This is a genomic window from Clostridium sp. C1 (assembly GCF_018223625.1).
Classification (GTDB): Bacteria; Bacillota_I; Bacilli_A; order Erysipelotrichales; family Coprobacillaceae; genus Allocoprobacillus.
The window spans coordinates 2,333,268-2,358,086 of sequence record NZ_CP073631.1 but is presented as its reverse complement, the minus strand read 5'-3'; the positions used below and the strand labels follow the sequence as shown (position 1 = coordinate 2,358,086).

The 24,819-nt window shown below is 29.8% G+C and carries 28 protein-coding genes; 6 read left to right on the top strand and 22 right to left on the bottom strand.

The window, feature by feature from the left end:
• Nucleotides 1–134: 134 nt before the first annotated feature.
• The 4 genes from KEC48_RS12665 to KEC48_RS12650 form a co-directional block, all read right to left on the bottom strand.
• Nucleotides 135–584 (bottom strand): hypothetical protein, encoded by a 450-nt coding sequence (locus KEC48_RS12665; RefSeq protein WP_087360459.1) that lies wholly within the window; start codon nt 582–584, stop codon nt 135–137.
• A gap of 49 nt (nt 585–633) precedes the next feature.
• Nucleotides 634–1,008, bottom strand: a complete 375-nt coding sequence (locus KEC48_RS12660; RefSeq protein WP_087360462.1) for a DUF6120 family protein — start codon at nt 1,006–1,008, stop codon at nt 634–636.
• Nucleotides 1,001–1,306, bottom strand: a complete 306-nt coding sequence (locus KEC48_RS12655) for a helix-turn-helix transcriptional regulator (protein WP_239480087.1) — start codon at nt 1,304–1,306, stop codon at nt 1,001–1,003. Before KEC48_RS12655 ends, KEC48_RS12660 begins: the two co-directional genes overlap by 8 nt.
• A 262-nt stretch (nt 1,307–1,568) precedes the next feature.
• A complete protein-coding gene (locus KEC48_RS12650; RefSeq protein ID WP_211962701.1) occupies nt 1,569–1,790 on the bottom strand; it encodes a hypothetical protein in 222 nt (73 codons plus the stop codon).
• Between the two features lie 155 nt (nt 1,791–1,945).
• On the opposite strand from KEC48_RS12650, the gene KEC48_RS12645 reads away from it, so the two are divergent.
• Complete coding sequence (locus KEC48_RS12645; protein ID WP_205089450.1) at nt 1,946–4,072, top strand: ATP-binding cassette domain-containing protein; 2,127 nt, start codon at nt 1,946–1,948, stop codon at nt 4,070–4,072.
• Nucleotides 4,044–5,843: an ABC transporter ATP-binding protein gene (locus tag KEC48_RS12640; RefSeq protein WP_205089449.1), complete on the top strand. Its 1,800-nt coding sequence runs from the start codon at nt 4,044–4,046 to the stop codon at nt 5,841–5,843. The genes KEC48_RS12645 and KEC48_RS12640 overlap by 29 nt, the downstream gene beginning before the upstream one ends.
• Nucleotides 5,844–5,920: 77 nt before the next feature.
• Here KEC48_RS12640 and KEC48_RS12635 read toward each other — a convergent pair whose 3' ends face one another.
• Both KEC48_RS12635 and KEC48_RS12630 read right to left on the bottom strand, forming a co-directional pair.
• Nucleotides 5,921–6,445, bottom strand: a complete 525-nt coding sequence (locus KEC48_RS12635; protein ID WP_205089448.1) for a DUF4351 domain-containing protein — start codon at nt 6,443–6,445, stop codon at nt 5,921–5,923.
• Between the two features lie 186 nt (nt 6,446–6,631).
• Entirely contained in the window at nt 6,632–7,954 is a 1,323-nt protein-coding gene (locus KEC48_RS12630; protein WP_211962699.1) for a glycoside hydrolase family 32 protein, read from the bottom strand.
• A gap of 104 nt (nt 7,955–8,058) precedes the next feature.
• Here KEC48_RS12630 and KEC48_RS12625 point away from each other — a divergent pair, with 104 nt between their 5' ends.
• Complete coding sequence (locus tag KEC48_RS12625; protein ID WP_211962697.1) at nt 8,059–8,793, top strand: HAD family hydrolase; 735 nt, start codon at nt 8,059–8,061, stop codon at nt 8,791–8,793.
• Nucleotides 8,794–8,801: 8 nt separating this feature from the next.
• On the opposite strand, the gene KEC48_RS12620 is transcribed toward KEC48_RS12625, so the two are convergent.
• From KEC48_RS12620 to KEC48_RS12610, 3 genes are all read right to left on the bottom strand, one after another.
• Nucleotides 8,802–9,452 (bottom strand): HAD family phosphatase, encoded by a 651-nt coding sequence (locus KEC48_RS12620; RefSeq protein ID WP_249191363.1) that lies wholly within the window; start codon nt 9,450–9,452, stop codon nt 8,802–8,804.
• Nucleotides 9,453–9,524: 72 nt separating this feature from the next.
• Nucleotides 9,525–10,874, bottom strand: coding sequence for an MATE family efflux transporter (locus tag KEC48_RS12615; RefSeq protein WP_211962693.1), 1,350 nt, complete (start codon nt 10,872–10,874; stop codon nt 9,525–9,527).
• Nucleotides 10,867–11,325: a MarR family winged helix-turn-helix transcriptional regulator gene (locus tag KEC48_RS12610; RefSeq protein WP_211962691.1), complete on the bottom strand. Its 459-nt coding sequence runs from the start codon at nt 11,323–11,325 to the stop codon at nt 10,867–10,869. The genes KEC48_RS12615 and KEC48_RS12610 overlap by 8 nt, the downstream gene beginning before the upstream one ends.
• A 141-nt stretch (nt 11,326–11,466) precedes the next feature.
• On the opposite strand from KEC48_RS12610, the gene KEC48_RS12605 reads away from it, so the two are divergent.
• Nucleotides 11,467–12,285: a MurR/RpiR family transcriptional regulator gene (locus tag KEC48_RS12605; RefSeq protein ID WP_158093967.1), complete on the top strand. Its 819-nt coding sequence runs from the start codon at nt 11,467–11,469 to the stop codon at nt 12,283–12,285.
• 12 nt (nt 12,286–12,297) lie between these two features.
• Here KEC48_RS12605 and KEC48_RS12600 read toward each other — a convergent pair whose 3' ends face one another.
• From KEC48_RS12600 to KEC48_RS12585, 4 genes are read right to left on the bottom strand one after another with little or no spacing between them, the layout of a single operon-like run.
• On the bottom strand, nt 12,298–13,077 hold the full coding sequence (locus KEC48_RS12600) for a PHP-associated domain-containing protein (protein WP_211962683.1): 780 nt from the start codon (nt 13,075–13,077) through the stop codon (nt 12,298–12,300).
• Nucleotides 13,078–13,086: 9 nt separating this feature from the next.
• The gene (locus KEC48_RS12595; protein WP_205089442.1) at nt 13,087–13,911 is read right to left on the bottom strand and encodes an energy-coupling factor transporter transmembrane component T; all 825 of its coding nucleotides are present in this window, start codon (nt 13,909–13,911) and stop codon (nt 13,087–13,089) included.
• Nucleotides 13,911–15,599: an ABC transporter ATP-binding protein gene (locus KEC48_RS12590; RefSeq protein WP_205089441.1), complete on the bottom strand. Its 1,689-nt coding sequence runs from the start codon at nt 15,597–15,599 to the stop codon at nt 13,911–13,913. Before KEC48_RS12590 ends, KEC48_RS12595 begins: the two co-directional genes overlap by 1 nt.
• Nucleotides 15,596–16,429, bottom strand: a complete 834-nt coding sequence (locus KEC48_RS12585) for a cell division protein FtsQ (RefSeq protein ID WP_211962675.1) — start codon at nt 16,427–16,429, stop codon at nt 15,596–15,598. Before KEC48_RS12585 ends, KEC48_RS12590 begins: the two co-directional genes overlap by 4 nt.
• Before the next feature lie 204 nt (nt 16,430–16,633).
• Here KEC48_RS12585 and KEC48_RS12580 point away from each other — a divergent pair, with 204 nt between their 5' ends.
• Nucleotides 16,634–17,107, top strand: a complete 474-nt coding sequence (locus KEC48_RS12580; protein WP_087243653.1) for a glutathione peroxidase — start codon at nt 16,634–16,636, stop codon at nt 17,105–17,107.
• A gap of 37 nt (nt 17,108–17,144) precedes the next feature.
• Here the strand turns inward: KEC48_RS12580 and KEC48_RS12575 are convergent, their stop codons facing one another.
• From KEC48_RS12575 to KEC48_RS12565, 3 genes are read right to left on the bottom strand one after another with little or no spacing between them, the layout of a single operon-like run.
• The gene (locus KEC48_RS12575; RefSeq protein ID WP_211962671.1) at nt 17,145–18,512 is read right to left on the bottom strand and encodes an MATE family efflux transporter; all 1,368 of its coding nucleotides are present in this window, start codon (nt 18,510–18,512) and stop codon (nt 17,145–17,147) included.
• Nucleotides 18,513–18,518: 6 nt separating this feature from the next.
• Nucleotides 18,519–19,100, bottom strand: a complete 582-nt coding sequence (locus KEC48_RS12570) for a histidine phosphatase family protein (protein ID WP_211962669.1) — start codon at nt 19,098–19,100, stop codon at nt 18,519–18,521.
• Nucleotides 19,097–19,870: an EFR1 family ferrodoxin gene (locus KEC48_RS12565; RefSeq protein WP_211962667.1), complete on the bottom strand. Its 774-nt coding sequence runs from the start codon at nt 19,868–19,870 to the stop codon at nt 19,097–19,099. The genes KEC48_RS12570 and KEC48_RS12565 overlap by 4 nt, the downstream gene beginning before the upstream one ends.
• Nucleotides 19,871–19,972: 102 nt before the next feature.
• Here KEC48_RS12565 and KEC48_RS12560 point away from each other — a divergent pair, with 102 nt between their 5' ends.
• Nucleotides 19,973–20,812 (top strand): LysR family transcriptional regulator, encoded by an 840-nt coding sequence (locus KEC48_RS12560; protein WP_211962665.1) that lies wholly within the window; start codon nt 19,973–19,975, stop codon nt 20,810–20,812.
• A gap of 28 nt (nt 20,813–20,840) precedes the next feature.
• Here the strand turns inward: KEC48_RS12560 and KEC48_RS12555 are convergent, their stop codons facing one another.
• The 6 genes from KEC48_RS12555 to KEC48_RS12530 form a co-directional block, all read right to left on the bottom strand.
• On the bottom strand, nt 20,841–21,311 hold the full coding sequence (locus KEC48_RS12555) for a flavodoxin (RefSeq protein WP_211962663.1): 471 nt from the start codon (nt 21,309–21,311) through the stop codon (nt 20,841–20,843).
• A 15-nt stretch (nt 21,312–21,326) separates the two neighbouring features.
• Entirely contained in the window at nt 21,327–21,797 is a 471-nt protein-coding gene (locus tag KEC48_RS12550; protein WP_205089434.1) for a MerR family transcriptional regulator, read from the bottom strand.
• 72 nt (nt 21,798–21,869) lie between these two features.
• Nucleotides 21,870–22,487 (bottom strand): flavodoxin, encoded by a 618-nt coding sequence (locus tag KEC48_RS12545; protein ID WP_211962655.1) that lies wholly within the window; start codon nt 22,485–22,487, stop codon nt 21,870–21,872.
• A gap of 98 nt (nt 22,488–22,585) precedes the next feature.
• Complete coding sequence (locus KEC48_RS12540; RefSeq protein WP_211962653.1) at nt 22,586–22,972, bottom strand: cupin domain-containing protein; 387 nt, start codon at nt 22,970–22,972, stop codon at nt 22,586–22,588.
• Nucleotides 22,973–23,062: 90 nt separating this feature from the next.
• On the bottom strand, nt 23,063–23,758 hold the full coding sequence (locus KEC48_RS12535; RefSeq protein ID WP_211962651.1) for a gamma-glutamyl-gamma-aminobutyrate hydrolase family protein: 696 nt from the start codon (nt 23,756–23,758) through the stop codon (nt 23,063–23,065).
• 490 nt (nt 23,759–24,248) lie between these two features.
• Nucleotides 24,249–24,488 (bottom strand): hypothetical protein, encoded by a 240-nt coding sequence (locus KEC48_RS12530; protein WP_249191362.1) that lies wholly within the window; start codon nt 24,486–24,488, stop codon nt 24,249–24,251.
• Nucleotides 24,489–24,819: the final 331 nt, after the last annotated feature.

Sequence of the window (24,819 nt, the reverse complement as noted above, 5' to 3'; positions counted from 1 at the left end):
GTAAACATCATATAATATTTCTAACCTCTCTATTATTTATATACGCAAAAATATTTCATTTTTCTTTTTTTATTTCAAACTTTTTTAATATAATTAAAAAAGTTTGCCTTTTAAGCAAACTTCTATAAATTTTATTAAGATAAAACTCCTGTATTGCTGCATGTTAAAGTTATTGATACATTTTTAGTTTGTATAGCCTGACCATCATAATACTGTTTCATGACAACCTTTCCAGCTGCAGTGTTTTTATTTTTAGATGATGATTTAGAAAACACTTTCCATGTTTTATGATATGAGGTAGCTTCAAGAGAAGATGAAATACATTTTGCTGTTGTTCCAGTATAACTAAAATTTCCAGTTAACTTCACTGAATACAATGTGTTACCCCTTGAATCTTTATAATTTTTTGTTTTAGTACCTGTTTTTGTTTTCGTAGAATACATTACAATATTTGATTCTTCAATAATTGTTTCCACAATCATTCCGTCTTCAAAATCAATATGCGTTTTCATATGACTATATGCAGCAACATTTTGTATTAAACAAATTAAAATACAAATTATAATAGCGATGACTTTTTTCATTAGTTTATTCCCCTTTATGTATTAAAGTATTCAATAAAATATAAATTATCTATTCCTCTTGTATAATTTCTTCAACTGTTATTGGTTGTGCATTTTTAACTTCTTCATATAAACTACTCAAGTAATAAATTCTAAATAAACCTAAAACGATTGTAGTAGCAATTATAACAATAGAAATATAATGTATATATTTTTGCAATCTTAACCTAAACATAAACTGTTTAATTCCAACTTCCTCATAATAAGCTTGAACAACCTCATAAGGTTCTCCTACTTCTTCTACAATCTCACTATAAGATGTTTGATTGTTAAATGTTTTTATAATATGCTTTTTCAATTGTTGATAATACTTCTTTTCTTCCTTTCCAAAAATAGGCAATAACAATTTTATATCCTTTAAATATCTTTTCATTTCCTTATTCATCAATATCCTCCTTCTTGCAATGAATAATCTTATCAATCTTTTCTTCCCATAATAAATATTCCCGTAATATCACTTTTAAATATTCTTTACCAGATTCCTCAAGATGATAATAGACTCTTACTTTTCTATTAACAAGTTGATCATAACTTGAAATATATCCTGTTTGTAACAATTTATATAAATTAGGGTATAGCACACCTTCTTTTATATCAATAACATCATCAGATAAACGTTTAATAATTTGAGTCAACTCATATCCATAACAATCTTTATATTGCAATATTGATAAAATCAGCATTTCAAATTTAAAATATATATTTCTTTTAGGCACCTTATATCACCGCTTCAATTATATCAGACATATTATTAAATATATATACCTTTAAAAATATGTATTATTTTATTGACAATAGATGACTACATGATAAAATAAAATTAGATAAACCTTTTCAAAAATAAATAAAATAAGTTTATGGAAAAAGATAATATTAAACTCGTTTCTGTTTTTTCCTGTCGTTTATGTTTAATGTTTAGTTTAGCCAATGTCCATGTAGCTACAGTTACCAAAACAAAAATGTCACAAAAACTAATGTAAGTGTCGTTAAAGTTAATGACACTGGAAAGAAAAACAATACAACTGGTTCGTGGTCATTTTCTGTTGGTTGCATTGGACTATCTGTACCATCTGGATTTAGTGCACATGCATATGCCTCTAAATTAGGAACAAATCCAGTTCTTACAAACAACGGAAATACTGCTAAACATTCAGTTGTCGTTAGCATTACTAGAGATAGTTCTGGTCAATCAGCTGGAGGTCAAATGACAACATTTACATTTACATATAATCCTAGTACAGGTAAAATCAGCTAGTAAGTTGAAAGTTTCACTTCCATAACGAAGTGAAACTTTTCCATACAGGGAGGGAATATTGTTCATTATGTTAAAAGTTAAAAATATATCTATTCAATATTATCAACCAGTTTTGAATATCGAAGAACTTCAATTTTCAATCGGGTTACACATTATAGAAGGTGAAAGTGGTAGTGGTAAAAGTTCTTTATTAAGATGTTTAGCTTTATGTGAAAAAACTTGTCAAAAGTATATCTGGAATCAAAAAACTGTTCAAAATATCCACAATTTCAAAAAAGAACATATAGGTTTTCTTAACCAACACCCTATCTTTATTGATGCTTTAACAATAAACGATCATATTCAATTAATGAATAAAGTCTATCGTTATCAAAATGTGGATAACTATGTCCAAAAGTTAGAATTAACTGGTTTACTAAAGAAATATCCATCTCAACTAAGTGGTGGTGAAAAAACCAGATTAGGGTTATTACTCTTATTATTAAAACAACCTGAAATATTGATTTTAGATGAGCCAACATCATCATTAGACTTAAGTATGACAAAAAGAGTTATTCAAATATTAAAAGACTATTCTCGTCATCATATTGTGATTGTAGCTTCACACGATCAGGAATTAATACACCACGGTGATAACATTTATACAATTGAAAATCAAACAATTCATTGTAAAAAACAACATTTCAATAAAGATATACCTATTCCAACTCATAAAGCACATTACCTATCTGCATTCTTTTTAAGTACTAGACTTTTAAAAAAACATGGCATTTATACATTTTTTACATATATTTTTATTAGTCTATCTTTATTTATAACATCTTCTGGGCTATCTCTACTTCTTTCATCTTCTGTTGCTAAGTCCTCTCCACTAACAAGTATTTATGAAAATGAAATTCTCATTTATAAACCTATAACACAATCTAAAAATCTTTCATATTCCTCAGAAGGTATTGAATATCCTCTTACAAATGATGAAGTATCAAGAATCCAAAATATCCCACATATTCAATCAATTTATCCCGACTATAGCCTTAATATGGGTGCTTTAGAAAAAATCAGTGATCCTATCCCATTAGATAATTCTTTCCAAGAAGCAAATACAATGACAGTTTCTCTTGACGCTAAAGAAAACACAACTCCTGTACATAGCTCGTTTTCTCAAGCATTACTTTGTTCATATAATGAATCTATTGACTATAGTCAAGATATTGAAACACAGTTTTCATATGATCCTAATGGTATCTATATTTCTCAAGCACTTGCTAATGAATTACAAATTATACCAGCCAACAATCAATATTATTTAACGTTTTATATAATGATCCCTACATATCAAGGATATGGCGATGCTTATATTCCTTTTCAAAATGAAGATGGTTCATATCAATCAGAAGGATATCCTGTTTTAAGACTATTTGGAAAATATCAAAAAGTAACATTACCCATCAATGGTATTTTGAAAAAAGTAAATATGGGAATAAGTCCTAACACTGAATTTAATTATAATAAAATTTTTATTCCCCAAACTTATATTCAACAACTCATAAAAGAGAATACAACTCAAAAAAACATAACTTATTATTGGTCAGATCATTATAATCAATATATGACATCTTTAGAAAAGGAAGATTCATCTCAACAGATGATGATATGTAAGCCATATCAACCAACTATTTATAAAGCTCAAATTGACAGCATTGAAAATCTTCCCCATATTTTAGAAGATATTCACCAATTAGGACTTACAACCATTAATGCTAATATTAATCTCTCTCAAATACAACAATACTCTCAAAATACAAATGAAACTTTATTTATTCTATCTACACTTGTTTTTATTATCCTTATTATCATTTATAATATGACTCTCTATTTAAAAAAAGAAACAAACTTACAAATTTATTATTTTCTTCAATCTTATGGTTATTCATTTTTAGAAATCAGAACAACAATACGTAATTTATATTTTTATAATAGTCTTTTTTCATCATTGTTAACATCGTTATTAACTCTTATTTATTTATACGTCATTGGTCCATTGTTTCAATATCCAATTCATCTTCATTCAATTATTTTCTTCATTATCCCTACCATAACCTTTTTCACTATCTTTATTATTCCATACTTTATTTTCTATTTCATAATAAGAAAAGAGGGAGCACATGATTCAATTAATTCACATTCATATTGAGTATGATAAAATTCTACTAAATAATGCATCTATGACTATCTATCCTTCACAAGTTACACTTATTCAAGGAAGAAGTGGCACTGGGAAAACATCTTTACTTTATCAAATTGGTTGTATTTCAAAGAAAATATCTTGTGAATATAATTATCAAAACCTACATTTACATCAATTAAATGAAGAACAACTTGCTTTGATTAGAAAAAATGATATTGGATATGTTCTTCAAGATTATCTCTTATTTGATCATTATGATGTACTTGGAAATTTAAAACATGCCTGTATGTTAAATGATATCTCTAAAACAGAAGAAGAATTACAAAAATTGCTTCAGACGGTCAAATTGCATATATCGCTTCATCAAAGAATAAGTGAATTATCAGGTGGTGAAAAACAACGTTTAGCTATTGCATGTGCACTTTTAAAAAATCCAACTATCCTCATTTTAGATGAACCAACAAGTGCATTAGACGTAAAAAATGAAAGACTTATTTTTCAAATTTTGCAAGATATTGCTCATCAACAGAATATTTATATTATTATTGCCAGTCATAGCTATATTGCAGCAGACTATGCAGATAGTATTTATCAAATCAAAGAACAAAAGCTAATTGCTAATAAACAAGAAAAAACAGAAAAACAAGCTTCCATAACGAGAAGAAAATCCATCTCTCAACATTTTTATCATAATTATATTAAACATTTTCAAAAAGCATATCGTTTTATGCATGTTCTTATTTTACTTGTTTTTATAATTGCTGTATCTTCTCTTTGCATAAGTTATCAAATCATTGAAAACAATATTCTTATGAACGCTCAGCTACTTGATCGTATGAGTTATAACCAACTATTTATAACTCAAAATCCTAATAACATCTATTTAGATAGTGATATAAAAGAAATAACATCAAAACCATCCTTGCAAAACATTCAATCCATATATCCTGTTTATCAATATAGAGCAACATTAAATCATATAGATCATTATTTATTACCCATCTATGAAGAAAACCAATTTGATAACGAGCTTTCTCAAATGAATCCATCACAAACACATTATAATGAGATCATAACTTCACCCTCAAATTATCAGAATCTCATACCTTTCTTCTATGATGATCAACAATTTCAATTATCGTTAGGTAATAACAGTGAAATTTTTCATCTATATGGACTTTTTAAAGAAAACTTTATTCCACCATTTTTATATAAGGATTCACATTATCTTTATATTTCTCATCATACTCTAGAAACTCTTGCGAAAGAGAAACAATTACCTGTTGTAGGTTATACAGTTTTTTGTAAAAATCTTACAACGCTTAATCAAGTTAAACAAACACTCATTAAACAAGGATATGGTATAAACAATCAATTTCAAAAGGGTGATGAATTGTATCAAATTCAAAAAGACCTTAACTTTTTAAGATTAACTATTGTTATTATCATTATGGTTCTTTCCGTATTTTCTCTCTGTATTTTATTTCATCATTATATTATGATCCGAAAAAAAGAATTTGCTTTATTAAAAATCAATGGATTGAGTCAAAAAAATATATATTATTTAATCCATTATGAGCTAAAATATTTTCTTTTTTATGGCTATTTCATTCCTAGTATAATGATTATTATATGTTTATACCTCTTTAAGCTATCAATATCTTTGTATATGCTTTTTACTATTTATGGAATTATGATCTTATTATGGATAATTTGTTATAGTATTCATCAATTTTATATAAGCCGTCTTACTCCAGAAGAAATTCTAAGACATTAATATTATTTTTTCATAAATATTCTCTACAATGAAATATAAGCAAAAAGCATCATACACTCATGTATGATGCCTTTTGCTTATAACCACTTCAATACATCTTCTTCATTATGTATTTCAAATATATGGATGATAATACTATCAAGCGTTTCTTCTTTACTATTAACTATCTTCATCTCTAAATCTGGTGTAAGTTTGCCTAATAGTTTTTTTAATTGAATTAATACAACACTTAACTTTCCTTGTTGTTTTCCTTTTTCCATACCTGATTTCTCTGCATCTTTCCAGAATGAATACATCTCCACTGTTCCTTCTTCTCCTTTCATTTTTTCCAGTATGTCTTCTCTCCCTGTCAATGTTGCCACAACACTGCTTTGAGCTTCAAGAATCAAGATAGCTTGAAAATCCTTTCTTTCCCACATCATAATGACATCATGAGTGCGTTCTTTAGAAAGAAAGTCACCAATAAATATCTCTCTGGAATCAAGAGGGTGAAGGTCACAGGGATGGATAATAACATGACCATCAAGGAAAAGAGCATTCATGAAGTCAGCAAAATGGATAGGATAAGAGAAGAAATCCTTCAACACATGATCTTTTTTCATCAACGAATCCCTCCTATAGAGGAGAGGCTAAACATATTATACACAAATCATTGCTTATAGTAAACACCATATAATATTTCTAACCCCTCTATTATTTATATACGCATATATACGCAAAAATATTTCATTTTTCTTTTTTTATTTTCAATTTTATAAAAAAATGCTTATAGAAACTATAAGCAAATTTTATTCTTTATTTTCTTTGATATCTATAATCTGTACTTGATGATATTGTATCAATTTACCTAAGTCATATACTAGTTGACTCAGCACATAATATCCTCCATTAATAAAGATTTCAAATATATGATAATCATAATAAATTTCCAAATCATATTGCCCATTCAATACAGGTGTTTTGTTAAGATTACATACTTTTTCGTGTTCAATAGATACTTGGCTACGATCACAATACAAACAATCATCTTGAATATATAATTTCATGCCTCCAAAATCAATTTGACTTTCTTTATTCATTATAACATGCATATAAAATGGTTTTGATAAATCAGCATGATCTACACTATGATTAAAATACTCCTTAACAGAGTTATGAACAGATTGATAAACATGTTTATTTTTATATTCAAATTGTCTAGGTAAGATATATAAACCAGTCCATGATTCATTAGAAACCGGTTCACGCATACGCATCCATGCTAACATTGTACGTTGATGATTTTCATCCAAAAAAGTTTGTGGGGCATAAAAATCAAGTCCATAATCCAAGTACATGTAGTCACCCTGTTTTGTAATCGTCATTGTTTCCTCATCAAAATGAACAGGCATAATGACTGCAAGACTATCTGGTTGTGGTTCATGAATATGTTCTGGTGAAAAAATCATAAAATATTGATCATTGATTTCAATTAAATCTGGACATTCCCACATATCACCTACAGAATCATCTTTAAAACAGTTTTTATATGAAAAATGAATTGCATCATCACTTTCATACAGTAAAACCTCACCACAATATCCTGTATCACTTGGGATTTTACTTCCAACAATCAATCCATATTTTCCATTTTTCATTTGCCAAACTTTTGGATCTCTTGTATGTCTTATATCCCCTAAACGAGAATCAGTGATAACATCAATAACTTTTTTCTTTCCATCTTTATTAGGAAAATGAAAACCATCATCACTTATCAATAAAAATTGTGACGCTATTAAATCATCATCACTATATTGAATATGGACATAATCTGGATTCTCTTTAGCATAACGAATCGCTGTATAATAAAGATACATCTTTCCATCTTTTTCAATAGCCGATCCTGAAAAGCATCCATTACGATCATCATAACATGATGGATATATTGCGATAGGATGATGTTGAAAATGTAATAAATCTTTTGTTGTAGCGTGACCCCAATGCATTGTTCCCCAAAAATTTTCATATGGAAAATGTTGATAAAAGATGTGATAATTTCCTTGATAATAAATCAAACCATTAGGATCATTAATCCAATGATAAGGTGCAGTAAAATGTATTTTAGGCTTCATATTTTTTCCTCCTTATTTGTATCATATCATTTTTTTGATTAGAAAAATATGATTTTTGACAAAATTTCATATTCATATTAAAATTTAAAAAAGGAGTTGTTCATATGCCAAATGCACTTGCTAGTGATATTGATTACACATTATACTTTCCTAATAAAAATCCTTCTATTTCCTTAGAGGATCAACAAGCCATTGCTCATTATCAAAAAGCGGGATATTTATTTGGTTTATGTAGTGGTAGACCTTATAGTGGTGTCATCAATCTATTTGATACTATTCACCCAGATTTTTATATCATCTCAAGTGGAGCTATCATTTTAGATAAAAATCTACAGCCACTCTATGAAAAACATGTGACCTATCACACTATACAAAACATCTTTTATCAATATCAAAATCAAGCACTCATTATTATTCATACCAAAAAAGATATTTATAAAACTCAAAAAGAATTTTCAGCAGATTCATGTATTCTCTTTCATTCCATTGAGCAAATCAAAGAAATCATCTATGGTATATCATTAGTATTCCATAATGAAACACAAGCATATCAAGAAACTCAAAATATAAATCATATGTATAAAGATGTGTTCGCTTTTCAAAATTTAGATTCTATAGATATAGTTTCTAAAGGATGTTCAAAGGGAGTAGCTATAAAAAGAGTAAGAGAGCACTTTCATATAAAGACTTTTGCTGGAATAGGCGATTCCTATAATGATTTACCAATGTTAAAATGTGTGGATATCCCCATCACATTGAACACTTCACCTCAACCTTTAAAAGATATTTCACAACTACATGTTGAAAGTGTTGCTCAAGCAATAAAAGAACTGCTTTAACAGTTCTTTTATTGTACCTCTAAATAATCAATAACATCATCTAGTGATTTTACAATCTTTGTAATCATCTGAACATATTTTTCTTCTGGATATTTCATATCTGGAACACAAATCACATCAATATGTCCATCATAAGCTGCCTGAATTCCAGCCTCACTATCTTCTAAAACAACTGCTTCCTCTGGTTGAACCCCTAATTTATGACAAGCTGTTAAAAAAATCTCTGGATTAGGCTTACCATGTGTCACCTCATCACCACAAATAGAATCATCAAAATATTGTGTCAACTGTGCATTTTTTAATATTTCATCAACACGTTCACGTCCACTTGATGTCGCAACAATTGTTTTATAATTATGACTCTTTAAATATTGTAATAATTCATCTAAACCTTTTTTCTTTGGAACATGTTGTCTTAAGCTCTCATCTATCCATATATGAACATCATCCCATACTTCTTTCATTGGAAAATCTTCACCATAATGATCGATAAAAACTTGACAGATTCCCTGTTTGTTTTTTCCTAAACAATTTCTATAGAGTTCTTCGGTAAAATCATAATGACCTAACTGTTCCAATTTTTTAACATACTCATTATAAGTGACTCTCTCACTATCAATCATTAAACCATCCATATCAAATATCACTGCTTTTTTCATACTAACCCTCACATTCTTTTTTCTTATTTTAACATATTTCATAACATTTCTAAAGAAAATAAAAAACTACCATCATGATAGTTTTTTGTTTAAATATTTATGCATAAATTGTTTAAAAGCAAAGGTATTTGTGATTGTTGTGATTAAATCTGATAGTGGTTCAGCTAACATAACTGCAAATACACCGTTTGAAATAAAGTTTGGTAAAATATAAATTAAAGGAATCAATAAAATAATCTTTCGATAGAAAGCAAAGAAGAAAGAACGCTTTCCAAATCCCAAAGATGTATATGTCTGTTGATATGTAGAGTTTGCTCCCATGATAATGAAACCAAAGATATAAACTCTTAACATTTGATTTGAAAGTTCAATTAATTGAGGTTCATTAGCAAATAAGCGAACAAAGACACCCGGTAATAATTCCATCAATAAAACACCAATAACTGAATATATCAAAGAAACTTTAATAGCTAAAGAAATCGTTTTTCTTACACGATCATAATTTTTAGCCCCATAGTTATAACTGATAATTGGCTGTGTTCCTTGTGCAATACCTTCCATTGGTAATTGTAAAACTTGATTCATTGATAACATAATTGTCATGGCACTAACCGCTAAATCTCCACCAAAGAATAATAACTGGCGATTAAAAGAAACTTGTAAAATACCTTCTGTCGCATTCATAAAGAAAGGTGAAAATCCTAAGCCAACAACTTTTTTCATAATACCTAAATCTAATTTCATATGTTCTTTTTTGATTTTAATCGTTGTCTGTTTTCCCCATAAAAATTTCATAACCCAGACACATGAAACAAATTGAGAAATGACTGTTGCAATCGCTGCACCAGCAACATCCATATGAAATACAAAGATAAAGATAGGGTCTAAAATAATATTTAAAATACCCCCTATCAACAATGTAAGCATCCCATATTTTGTATAACCTTGAGCATTAATGAAATAATTTAACCCCACACTCAGTTGAACAAAAATGGTTCCTAAACTATAAATACGCATATAGTCCATTGCATAAGGGAGTGTATTTTCACTGGCACCAAATAAAGTTAAAATCTGTGCACCAAAAAATTGTAAAACAATTGTGATAATGATAGAAGAAATAATCAGGCTTGAAAAACAGTTGCCCAATATCTTTTCAGCTAATTCTGGTCTTTTTTCACCTAGACGAATAGAAGCCAATGGTGCTCCACCACGTCCAAATAAATTCGTAAAAGCTGTAATAATCGTAATGACAGAAGTACATAGTCCAATCCCAGCAATTCCTAATGAACCATCTGCTAATCGGGCAATATAAATTCTATCAACCATATTATAAATGAGCGTTGCTAATTGAGCCAAAATAGCTGGTAATGCCATCGCAAATAACAACTTTGATATTTTTTCATTCTCTAATCTTTCATTCATTATGTCCCCCTCCTAAATTCTGATAAATCTTTTGTAAAATTTGATGATAAAAAATCAAATCACTTGATGAAATATTTTGAAATGACATGTCATCAAACTGATGTTGAATATCTTGAATACGTTTAATAAGAGAATCTGCCTGATGTTCTACACACAAAATATTGCAACGTCTGTTTTGTGGATCAGGATTTCTAGTAAGATAACCACGTTTCACCAGTTTTTCAATAGCTAAAGACACATGTCCTTTGGAAATACCACGAACATTGACAATATCCTGAGCGTGATTATATTCAGGATTATTAGCTAAGAAAGCCAGAACATCTATTTCCACTTGTGTCATCTGATACTCTTTCAATAAATCTTCAAATAAAGAATTATATTTTTTGATGATATAGGGGTACATTGCTAGTGAAAAAAACTTCTTTTCCCCATTCTTTGTTTGCATCTTCATAGTTCTCTCCTTAACTGTTTTATTTTGAACAGTTATATAATAAACGTATTATCAAGAAATGTCAACATTTTTATTTTACATAAAACTGATATATTTTAAATAGAATGTCTGATATAATACATTATTAAGGAGATGATCACGATGAAATGGAATTCAGAAACAACTGAAAAACTAACAAAAAACGAAAAAAAACTAATAGATTTTATTTTTCAAAATATTCATCAGTTTTCTTCTATGTCAATCCAAGAACTTTCTCAAAAAACACATATATCTCAAGCTACTATTTCTCGCTTACCTAAACATCTAGGCTATCTCAATTTTAAAGATATGAAAATGAGTATGACACAAAAGGTATCCCCTGCCAACAAAATGCATTCAACAGTAACACAAGAACACTCTTTTCCTCATTATTTAATTTTACAAAATCAATATATTGAAAAAACAATTGAACATCTAGATATAGATGAAATTGATACAATTGTTGATCATATCATTGAAGCCAATACAATTTATGTATTTGCTAAAGGGGCAACGATTTGTCTTGCTGATTTACTCTCATTTCGATTACGCAGATTTCAAAAGAAAGTCGTTATCATGCCTTCAAGTGGTTCAGAAATTTTTGAATGTCTTCCAATGATCAAATCAGACGATTTTGTTATTCTCTTTGGATTTTTAAAAACACCTGTAGAAGCACAGATAGTTCTTGAATATTGCCATCAAATCAAATGTCAGACAATGCTGATGTCTAGTCGCTTAATTGATGACGCTAAAAAAATGGCTGACTATAATATTTATGTATATCGTGGTGAAGATCATGAATATCATTCTATGGCTGTTCCTATGGCATGTATTGATGCTTTAGTAATAGAAATTGCTAAAAAAGGTGGTCATTCATATACACAGAGTGTAGAAGATATCTATCAGTTAAAAGAAAACTATAAAATAAAAATACAAAGATAAAATATCTCTGTATCATAATAAAGCAACATAATCGCCACCCAATCGATAGACTTCTTTAAGAAGTCTTTTTTGTAATGCCGCATCTTCAACCTGAATATTTAAACTTTCAGATATTTGGATAGTATATTGTCCTTTGTCGATTTCTTCTCTTAATTGTTTAATACTATGAAAACAACTTTGAAAACATGTCTGAACACAACCATACTGTGTTGCTTGATGTGTATCACTGCCAGAAACAACTGGTTTATGATATCGATGCGCAAACTGATAAATCATATCCTGCATTTTTAATCCATAACATGCTAAATCTTTTCCATTTAGATCAAAGAAATCAAAACATAACAACTGCTTCTGTGATAATTCTGGAATATGTCCTCCCTGACGATAAACATGTGCTCCCCCAAAAATAACATCATATTGACGAACAAGCGTTACTAGCTCATCAAAAGTTAAAAAACTTTCTTTCGCTTTATGTTTTTCCAACTTTTTATTTAACTCAACAATATCATGATATCTTCCAATAACAAGAGTATGTCCTCCCTCTTTAATATCTATTTCCATTCCAAAGAAAATCAATAACCCATCTTTACTCTGACAACAATCACCTACATGCGTATAGTGAGTATATATATAATCATACATTTCTAAAAATGATAACGTATTAAAATGTTCAGTCAGACAAATAGCATCAAGTCCTCTAAGATATGCTTTGTGAAACATCTGGTCAGTATATTGTGTAGAAAATGGTAATTTTTTGGCTAATTTACCATGAGTATGAAAATCTATATTCATAAAAACCTCCTAAAACAAAATAGAAATGATAACACATAAAATCATCCATACAATAGAAATCAAAACGAAAATCAAATCATCTTTCTTAAACATTAGTGATGCCATTTTCTTTTTTCTAACAATCTTATTTTCATTTGCATAGCGATATCCTTTTAATTCCAATGCTTCAACTGTTGTTCTTGATCGTTTTGCAGTATTTAACATTAACGGATAGAAAGATAATATAATAATTTTTATCTGGTATATAAAATATTTCACTTTCCCAAGCCATGTTTTTTTTGATGGAGAATGTCCTCTTAAACGATAAGATAACAATATGTTTTGGAATTCTTCCATAAGGATAGGTAATATACGAAATGCATATGAAATACTAAAAGACAATTGATCAGGACAACCAAAATATAGCAATCCTGTTGCTAGACGGTCAGGGTTTAATCCTGAAAAAACAGTAATGGAAGCAAGAGAACAGACAGATACTTTTAATGTCATAACTAATAATGAATATAATGTTGATAAATTTCCACCAAAGAATAGTGCAGCAATAAACAAATATCCTGTTTGACAAAATACACCTAGACAAAATAAAAATAATACAAGTGGTGCAATTTTTGCTAATTTAGTTGTTATCGCAACAAAAACAAACATCCCTAATAAAACAATGAAATCATTTAAAAACCATGGAATCAAACCAAAAAATAAATACCAGCATAATAATGTTCTTGGATCTAATCCAGCAATGATTGTATCATCATTTCCATAAGCATTTTTTAGAACTTGATTACGTAAATAATCAATTGTGAATTTATCTAACAAAGTCTGTGTGATTTTATGCATTATGATTCCTCCTGTTGATAAGCACTCACAAATTCATCAATTTCATAACAGCGAATATTGAGTGCTTCCCCCATTTTAAAGATTTCTGGTGGTTCTATTCCTACCATTTCTCTTACATACTTATCGCTAAAGACTTCATGTCTTTGACCATCCTTGACTATATAACCTGATGATAATACAATGATTCTCTCTGCCCAATCACAGACAAGCTGCATATCATGTGTTGCTATAACAACAGTTTCAACAACATCTTTTAAGATATCTAATGTTCTCATGATCTCTTTTCTAGTTGCAATATCCAAATTGGCAGTAGGTTCATCTAAAAGCAAAATAGATGGTTGCAATGCTACTCCTATTGCAAGTGAGGCTCGACGCATTTGTCCCCCTGATAATAATCGTCCATCTCTTTCTTGAATATCCTGCAAATCGAACAATTCAATTAATTTTTTGGCTCTATCTTTATAATCCTTAATATGTCGTTCTTTCATGGCAAATTCAATATCCCCTCGAATACAATCTTTAATAAACATATCTTCAGGATTTTGATATACAAGTGAAATATGTTTTGATAATTCTTCAGCTGAATAATGTTTTGTCTTTTCTCCACATACATTCACATAGCCAACTTGTGGTTTTAATAATCCTATCATCATCTTCATCAATGAAGACTTTCCAGCACCATTAGAACCTATTAAAGCAATTTTATCCCCTTTATAAATATTAAGATAAAAGTCTTTCATGAGCTGATAAGGTTCACCTTTTACACTTCTAAACTGTAACCCAACATTTACAAATTCTACAACACGTTCATCCTTTTCTTGTACTTTTCTTTCATGAGTACAATCTGTCATATGTTTCTTTTTTGTAAAAATATTCTGTCCTTCTTCTATAGTAATGGGCAATAAAGTATTTGAATCTAGTAAATTCTTTTCCAGCATGATTTTAGCAGCACGTGTAATTTGTGGTGGAAAAATATGACAAGATTCAAGTTCTTCAACTCTTGTCAAAGCTTCTTTGACTGGTTTTTGCCACATAATAGAACCATCCTTCATTAAAATCACATGATGGCAGTATTGGGCAATATATTCTGTATGATGTTCAATAACAATAATTGTTTTATGATATTTTTCATTTAATTCCTTTAATATTTCATAAATTTCTCTTGCATGTTTAGGATCTAATTGAGCAATGGGTTCATCTAAAATAAGAATTTCTGGTGATAACGCAGTAGAACCTGCTAAAGCTAATAAATGCAATTGTCCCCCAGATAATTGCCAGATATAATCATTTCGTTTTGAATATAGGTCACAAACCTTAAGAATATTCATAACATTGTCTTCATAATTTTCCAATCCATAATTCATACATGCAAAAGAAGCATCTTCATAGACTGTGGGACATACGATCTGATTTTCAAAATCTTGATACACATAACCCACTTTTTTAGCAATTTCACTAATATCCAAAGTTAAAGCATCTTTTCCATCAAAATACAATTTCCCTTGCAGTTCACCCATAATAAAACGTGGAATCAAACCATTTAGAGTTTTACATAAAGTCGATTTGCCACAACCATTGTTTCCAATAATTGCGACAAAATCTCCTTTTTCAATTGTTAAATGAATATTTTTTAATGTTGGCTGCTTTGCTCCTGGATATGTGAATGATAAATCATTGATCTCAATCACATGGCTGCCTCTTTTCTATTTTTAATTTTCAAAAATGCAAGAACAATAACAAGCACTGCAATCACTCCACTGAGAATCATAGCTGTGCTATTTCCTGCCCATGCGGCTTCCCAATCAATAATGGCAAGTCCGTTTTCTGCCATAAATTCTCCACCAATTGCAACGACAAAAGCAATAGCACATAATACAAATGTTTTGATTCCCATTTTTTCTCCATCACCCACAACAGTATTTTCATCACGAGGTGCGACACCTAATAATGGTTCAATTTTCCCATAAAGTTTTGGAACTAAATACATACATGGTAATAAAGAAAATAAGATTCCTGAAAATAGAATATCATTTAAACAAGCAAAACCTTCTGTAAAGAATACTGATTCTGGTAAACCTGCAACTGCTTCAAAATCTTCTACAGCAAACTGAACTTTTAAAATATCAACAATGCATCCTAGTGACTGTTGAATAATAACAGCTAAAATAGAAGCGATGGCAACGCTCTTGATACTTTTTGGATTTTTAACAAGACGTCCAGCAACATAAATACCAATTGTTAAAGTTAAAAACTTTTCAAGTTCTCCTAAACCACCAAATTGTCCTAACATGATTTCACTAAAAACCAATTCTCCTGTCGCTGCACCTAATGCTGCTGACAATGGATCAAATAACATAGCTAAGATGAGTGGAATAAAAATAAAATATTCTACTGATAATTCCACGATACCAATTTGAAAAGATGGTATTAACTCTGTAAATAAAGTTGATAATCCATATAAAGACATACTTAAAACAAAAGTCATTAATTTCTGTGATTGTGTCATTGATTTTTTCATACTCTTTTTCCTCCCTTATCTTAATGACATGAACATCTTAGCATAATTTTAATGTAGCTAAATCAATAACACGTAAAATGAAAGTTAATATTTCATTAAAATATAAAATGAAATATTTTTTTCTTTATATATTCCATACGATTTCTCTAATCACTTTTTTTGACTTTTCTTTCATGAGTTGTTATAGTATGAATGGTGATGAAAATGAATTTATATGATATTGAAGTCTTAGATAGTCATAATCAAAAAATAAAATTATCAAAATATCAGGGACATGTTTTACTCATTGTCAATACGGCTACGGAATGTGAGTTTACAGAACAATATGATCATTTAGAAGATTTATATGAAAAATATCATGAGCAGGGATTTACTATTCTTGATTTCCCATGTAACCAATTTGGTGAACAGGCTCCGGGCACAATGGAAGAAATTATGTCTTTTTGTGCCGATACTTATGGTGTGAGTTTTCCACAATTTGCGAAAATTGATGTGAATGGTCCTCAAGAATCTCCTGTATACACATATTTAAAAGAACATCAAAAACCTGAATTATCCAAACGCATTGAATGGAACTTTACAAAGTTTCTGCTTGATCAAAATGGACATGTTGTTGAAAGATTTGAACCTTTGGTCACACCTTATGAAATTGAAGATGAAATCATTAAACTTTTATAAAAAATATCGAATCTACATGATGTAAATTCGATATTTTTTATTCTTGTTGTCCTTTCATATAAGGATTTGTATATAATGAATACACTAATTGTAAACACATGACACACCAGATAACTGGTTCACAAAAGATCACTGCCATATATTCAAATTGAGGAATAAAAACAAAAACAAAGATAATTTTTCCAATAAATTCAATAACACTTGATACAAGTGGTAATAACTTTTGCCCTAGTCCCTGCAAGGCATAACGTGTCTGCATCAATATCCCTAAGATTGCATAAAACGGTCCAACAATCGTTAAATATAACGTTCCATTATCTAATACAATACTTTCACTTGAACCAGAAATGAGTTTTACAAGTGATGACCCAAAAATAAGGATAATGATTGTTACAATAGTTGCCATAATAACATCATAAATATACGCATATTTCATAGCCTTTTGAATTCTTTCTCTTTGATTAGCACCTCTATTTTGTGATACAAATGTAGAAATTCCTAAAGCCATTGCTGTAAAAGGCATATTGAAAAACATATAAAGCTTTCTAGCAGCTGTATGTCCAGCAATAATGAGATATCCTAAATTGTTAATACCATACTGTAAAATGACAGATCCTGCAGAAACAATACTGCTCATAAATCCCATTGAAAATCCTTGCCCTAATAATTCTTTATACAACTCTTTATCTATCTGAAAATGTTTCTTAGATGGTAATAGAATTTGTGTTTTTTTGAAGATATAAATGATACATAATACCACTGATACCCCTTGAGAAATCACTGTCGCAACAGCTGCTCCTTGAATACCCATATGAAATTGGGTAATAAACAAAATATCTAAAATAACATTTAACAAGGACGAAACAATAAGAAAAACAAGAGGCATGACACTATTACCAATAGCTCTCATTAAACCCGCACATAAATTATAAGCAAACATAACAAAAATAAAGAGAACAATCACTGAAATATAACTATATGCTTCTTGAATAATATCTAAAGGAGTATTTAATATTTCTAATAAAGGGTAAAGAAAGATCATTCCTATGATAGTTAAGACGATAGAAACAATAACGCCTATCACCAAAGAACTGGCAACCGACTTCTTTAACAACTCCTTGTCTTGTGAGCCAAAACTTCTCGCAGTCACAATAGCAAGTCCATTGCCTATTCCTAAGGCAAAACCAACTAACAAATCATAAATAGAAGTACATGCTCCAATGGCTGCCAGTGAAACATCTCCTAAATAATTACCAACCACCATTGTATCGACAGTATTATATAATTGTTGAAAAATATTTGAAACGAGTAATGGTAAAGCAAAAATCATTAACGATTGGAAGATAGGTCCGTGAATCAGATCAACATCTGATTGAAAGAAATGTTTTTTCTTGATATTTTCCATATTTCTCTATTCTGTTACATTACGGTTGATAATATCAACCAATGTAAAAATACCATTTTCATATTCATATTTTAAAATACAACAATTATAAAATCTTTCTGTTTTCTTTACTTTTGCATATTCTTCCCACGCACGATAAAATTGAGCACAAGCTGCTCCATGTGAAACAGCTAAAACGATATGATGATCTTCTTTATTCATGATTGCTGTTAATGTCTGATTCATTCTCTCTCTTAATTCCATTTCACTCTCTCCACCAAAACCTTTAAAGAAATCTCCATAAGGAAGTGGTGGATTTAAACATTCATCTTTTCCCTCAAAAACACCAAAGTTCCATTCTTTTAGACCCTTGACTCTGGTATAAGGCATTTGATAATCAGTCACAATTTCTAATGTATCACAGGCTCTTTCTGATGTTGAAGAATAGGCATGATCAAAAGTTATATGATGATCTTTAAAATATTCACCTGCTATTTTAGCCTGTTTCATACCTAAATCTGTTAATGGGGCATCACACCACCCTTGGATTTTATGTTGGACATTAAATAATGTTTGTCCATGACGCATTAAATAAAGTATTTTTTTCATTTGATGATTCCTCCTTGATAATTTGATTTCACTATATCTTTTAATGATACTTTAGGATGACGATATCTTGCTTTGGGATTCTTTTCAATTTTCAACCTGATCGCATGTAATGGACAATGATGAACACACGCTAAACAAAAATCACATGTTTGAGATATCCTTTGTGCCTGTTGTTCTATGATTTGAATATTTCCAATAGGACAAACTTGTAAACATATTTGACATCCGACACATTGCTTCGTGATTTGAATAGTTTCTCCATTATTCAATTCTGGATGTTTATGAAAACGTTTTTTAACCATTTTATAAATATCTTGATCTTCTTGTGTTGGCTGGGGAATCCCTTTACTTCTTATTTGTAATTGTTCTTTTACTTTTTGGATTTGTTTATCCACATGCTTATCAATAGCCATTTGTTCATCCATATCAAACGAAGGTAAATAATTATCAACCATTTTGATTGTTTGTATAAAATCAACATGTAATCCCTGTTCTTGACAAAACTTTTCACACCAGACTCCTGCAACGGTATCACGACTTCCGTATGTCAAAATCATAAAGAAATAAGGTGTATCAAAATGGACTTCACTCAAAAATTTTTTGACTGTTTGAGGCAGTTGACCTGCATAGATAGGTGCGACAATGCCAATGCTGTTGCTTCGATAATACAAATCTTTCTTTTTTAAGACTTGTGGTATACTATAGAGTTCTTTGTCTAATTGTCTAGCTACATACAAACAATTTCCTGTGGCTGTATAATAAAAAAGCATATCTCTCACCTTCTTTCATTATTATTTTAAACATTATTTTCCTTTTTGTACAATATGAATATAGAAATCTGTTATAATAAAATAGAATAGTGAGGTTACAATATGATTGAATTAGAACAACTACAACACTTTATAACTTTTCATGAATGTGGAACATTATCGAAAGCAGCGAAACAACTCAATATTTCTCAACCCGTTTTAACACGTTCCATGCAAAAATTAGAAGAAGAACTAGACGTTTCTCTCTTTACAAGAACAAAAAACAAAATCACACTTAACGAAACAGGGCTATTTGCCCTTTCCTTAGCTAAACGTATTTTAGAAGATACAAAAGATATGCACAAGCAGCTTATAGATTTTGATAGAAAATTGCATACTTTTGCGATTGGTTCCTGTGCTCCTGCTCCACTCCAATATATGAGTCAAAAAATAGCCCAGTATTATCCTCAAAAAACATTACTGACTGAAATTAAGGACATGAATGTTTTAATCAAAGGATTAAAAAATAAAGATTATATGACGATTATTATGCCTTATGATATAGAAGATTCTCTCATCGAAAGTATCCCTTTTATGGAAGAACAGTTATATTTTTCTTTACCTCTATCGCATCCTTTTGCTCACAGGAAATCTTTGAGTTTAAAAGAGATGGATGGAGAAAGAATGCTATTGATGTCCAATATTGGATTCTGGAATGAAATGCATCAAAGAACAATGCCACATACCAAATTCATTATTCAAAATGACCGTTCTATCTTTTATGATTTAGTAGAATTATCTTCATTGCCTTCTTTTACATCAGATTATGTCATGAAAACAGAAATCATGCCACAAAATCGTTGTATTATTCCTATTGTTGATAAAGATGCTCAAGCAACATTTTATTGCTGGTATTTAAAAGAAAATGAAATAAAATTAAAATCTTTATTATATAACTTATAAAACCATAAAGTCTTATGACCTTATGATTTTATTCATTAATCCAATGTTGAATTTCTAATGTATTTTCATGTCCTGTCAAACGTTTTCCTTGTTTCCATTGGTACTGTGGATAACTATGTCTTAAGTCACTTTCACATCCACTGATTCCTGTTCCACCAGATGTACAAAATGGTATCAACGTCTGTTTTGAAAAATCATAACTCTCTATAAATGTATTGATAATTGTTGGTGCTGTATACCACCAGACAGGAAAACCAATCAAAACTGTATCATATTGATCCAATGATAAATCTTTTAAAACAATAGCAGGACGATAGCTATGATCTGCCATTTCTTTAGAAGAACGGCTTTGTTGATCATTCCAGTTTAAGTCATCATCTGTATATTTTTCTACAGGTTCAATTTCTAATACATCTCCATGTACAATTTCAGCGATTTGTTTGGCAACTCGCTTTGTAACTCCACTGGCTGAAAAATAAGCAACTAATTTTTTATTCATCATAATTTCTCCTTATCATTTCTTTGTTTTCACTTTATCTTGTTGGATAAAATCATGTTCTTCTGGGATACGATCAACTTCTAATGTAGCATGATTTGATCCATGCTTTTTTACAGATTCTTCACTACCAGCTTGAATAGCTTGTTGATAATACCATTCTTTATATTCAATTTCTTGTAGATAATATTGATATTCTTGAATTTGACTAAGAATATATTCTTTTTGTTCTTGAATAAGCTGATATCTTTCTTGTAAAGTTTCATCACCTTTTTGTGCCAGTTCAACATATTTTCTAATTTTTTTAATTGGCATTTTTGTATTTTTTAGGCAATTTAAAACTCTTAACCATCGGAAATCTTCATCCTCAAAGACTCTCATTCCATTGACTCTTTTAATATGTGGAAGTAAGCCTTCCTGATCATAATATCTTAAAGTTGATGGTGTCACTCCCATCATTTTAGCAACTTGACTAATTGAATATGACATATGCCTCCTCCTCAATCATTTATTTTCAACAGAATATTTTATCCATATTCTGTGTTCAAATATCTTTTTGTACTATTCAATGATTCCTAGTTCATTTAACCATTCCTGAACTTCTGAATTAGAAGTACTTGATGAAAATCTTTGTCCTTCCTGCCAATCACCATCACCTGCTTCTTTGGCTAAAAGTTCTCCACTTTGACCTAACCCTGAAGAAGCTGAAGTACAAAATGGAACAACAGTTTTATCTGTAAAATCATTATTTTCAATAAAAGTATTCACTGGCCATGCAGCGATTCCCCACCAGATGGGATAACCTACAAAAATAGTATCATAATCTTCCCAGTGATTAACTGTTGATGAAACAAGCTCTACATGTCTTTCATCTTCATTTTCATATTCTCTTGCGACACGACTATTTGAATCTGTCCAATCTAAATCATCCTCACTGTAAGAATCTTTAGGTTCAATTTCAAATAAATCACCATTTGTTTCCTCAGCAATCATTTCAGCAACCGCTTTTGTATTTCCTGTTGCTGAATAATAAACAACAAGTGTTTTCTCCGATTGATTGGAAGTTTCTGTATTTTGTGGTTGTTCATTTGTTTGCGTTGTTTCATTGTTTGATTGACAACCAGTCAGTATACCCAATACAAAAATACCTACTAAAAGTAATGTCAGTATTTTCTTCATCCTTACTCACCTTCCTATTCACATTATAAAATTTAAAGTTCACTTGAAGTCAAGATTTTTAAATAAAAATCCTAAAGAAATTCCTTAGGATCTTTATACTATTTCAATTGATTATATTCTTCATCACTGACTGGTTCTAGCCATTCATTAGAAGCATCTTTTGCAGGAACAGCAATCGCAATATGAGCAAACCAGCTATCTTTAGCAGCTCCATGCCAATGTTTGACTTCTGCTGGAATATCTACTACATCACCCGGTTTTAATTCTCTAGCAGGTTTCCCCCATTCTTGATACCATCCTCTACCATCTGTAACAAGCAAAATCTGTCCACCTTTGTGATGAATATGCCAGTTATTACGACATTTCGGTTCAAATGTGACATTACTAATAGGTAAACTTTGAGCTAAAGGCTGTAAATAACTCTTTCCAATAAAATATTTTTCATAAGCTGTATTTTCTTTTCCAATAGGAAACAATGTTTTCATTTTTTCACTCTCCTTACTGTCTTTATTATATATCCAGCTTTTCAAAATATCTAATACCTATTTTTCATTGTAAATCATGCTTTTTAAGCATTAACATTTCTTTATAAACTGATTAAAAATATCTTGCATTTGATGATTGGTTGCACTCATACTTTCTGGATGAAATTGTACAGCCCAAACAGGTAAAAATTCATGTTCAATTGCTTCAATAATTTGATCATCACTGTAAGCTACAATCTGTAATCCTTCACCTAACTGATCGATTGCTTGATGATGAAAACTATTCACAATGGCTTCATCTTGAAAGATATCATATAAAAAGCTATCATCTTTTATATGAATCGAATGACTTCCATACTCCCTTCTTTCTTTTTGAGCATGTAAAAACACTTTTTGTGGAGCGTAAGACAAATCTTGAAACAAGTTTCCTCCAAAGGCAACATTAATTACCTGTAAGCCTCGACAAATACCAAGCATAGGAATTTTCTTTTGAGCTGCCTTTTGAATCAACGCTATTTCATAACAATCTCTTGGATAATCTGTTTCTCCAAGCAATGGTAATGGATTTTGATGATAAATGTGTGGATTCACATCACATCCTCCTATTACAACTAAACCATCCAACATACTAAGTTGAGTATCTATATCCTTAGATGAAACAATCGGTAATAAAACAGGAACACCTCCTCCTCGTTTAATCGCATCTATATAATCTTGATTAATAAAATGAATATATTTCCCATCTTTTAGTTCTTCACTACATGTGATTCCAATTCTTTTTTTCAATACTTTCATCTCCTTTTCGCATACTTTATATTGAATATATTACCAAAAAATGAATCAATATAAATATGATATGCTACATTATGACACATATTGAATAAAAAAATACAAATTTGTTCTTTTATGAAAAGAAGACAAAATAAATATTATTCTCTAGTGATTGAGCACTTTTTGAATAATAAAACTGTTTTATATCATCTAATATTTACATACAAAAAATGTGATACTATCACAGATAGTTATGTCTGTTCTTTAATTTCAGTATTATCATATCAAAAGATACTATAAACTTCCTTTTTTTGTTACCTAATCTCATCGTCTAAAGCTTATAAGATTACAGTGACCTCATTTCAAAAATTTTCATGTTTAAACATATGTTCATAAAGAGCTGATGACATAAAGCCACCAGCTCTATTTCTGTGCTACTTATGAAGTATGACTTATTCTATCTTTTATTTCAATTATACCCATCATAGGATATTCATATCAATGCTTACTTTTTAAATTTATATTTACCTTTTCCATAACCAGATACAGGCTCTATAATATCTTTCTGTACTAAATTAGAAAGAAGTTTAGAAGCACCAGATTGTTTCAAATCAACGACGTTCATGACTGCACTTCTACCAAACACCTCATCATATCCAAATCTTTCAAATAATCTACGAACATGAATTGCTATTTTAACAGATAAATCTTTTCCTTTTTCTAAAAGTATACTTTCAATATCCACTTTTTATTTTGAATGTCCACTTTTCCGATTTCAATATCCACTTTTTTAGTATTTAAAGACTCACTTATATGCATATCTCGGTTATGTAGTCCATTTTTTCATTGCTAATAGTTTTGAACTAACTTTACTATTCTCCCATTTATTAATTATTGAAAAAGAAACAGCCAATTCTTTGTCAAATGTGTGATAAAAAATATTTGTGACGTATTTTCTTTATTTCATCTGAATGGATTATCTCTTGCTTCTTCCTCATAGCTTTATATCCTTTAACGATATAGCATTATTATATCATTTACTTAATAGCTAATAAAATATTATTTTTTCATCTTAA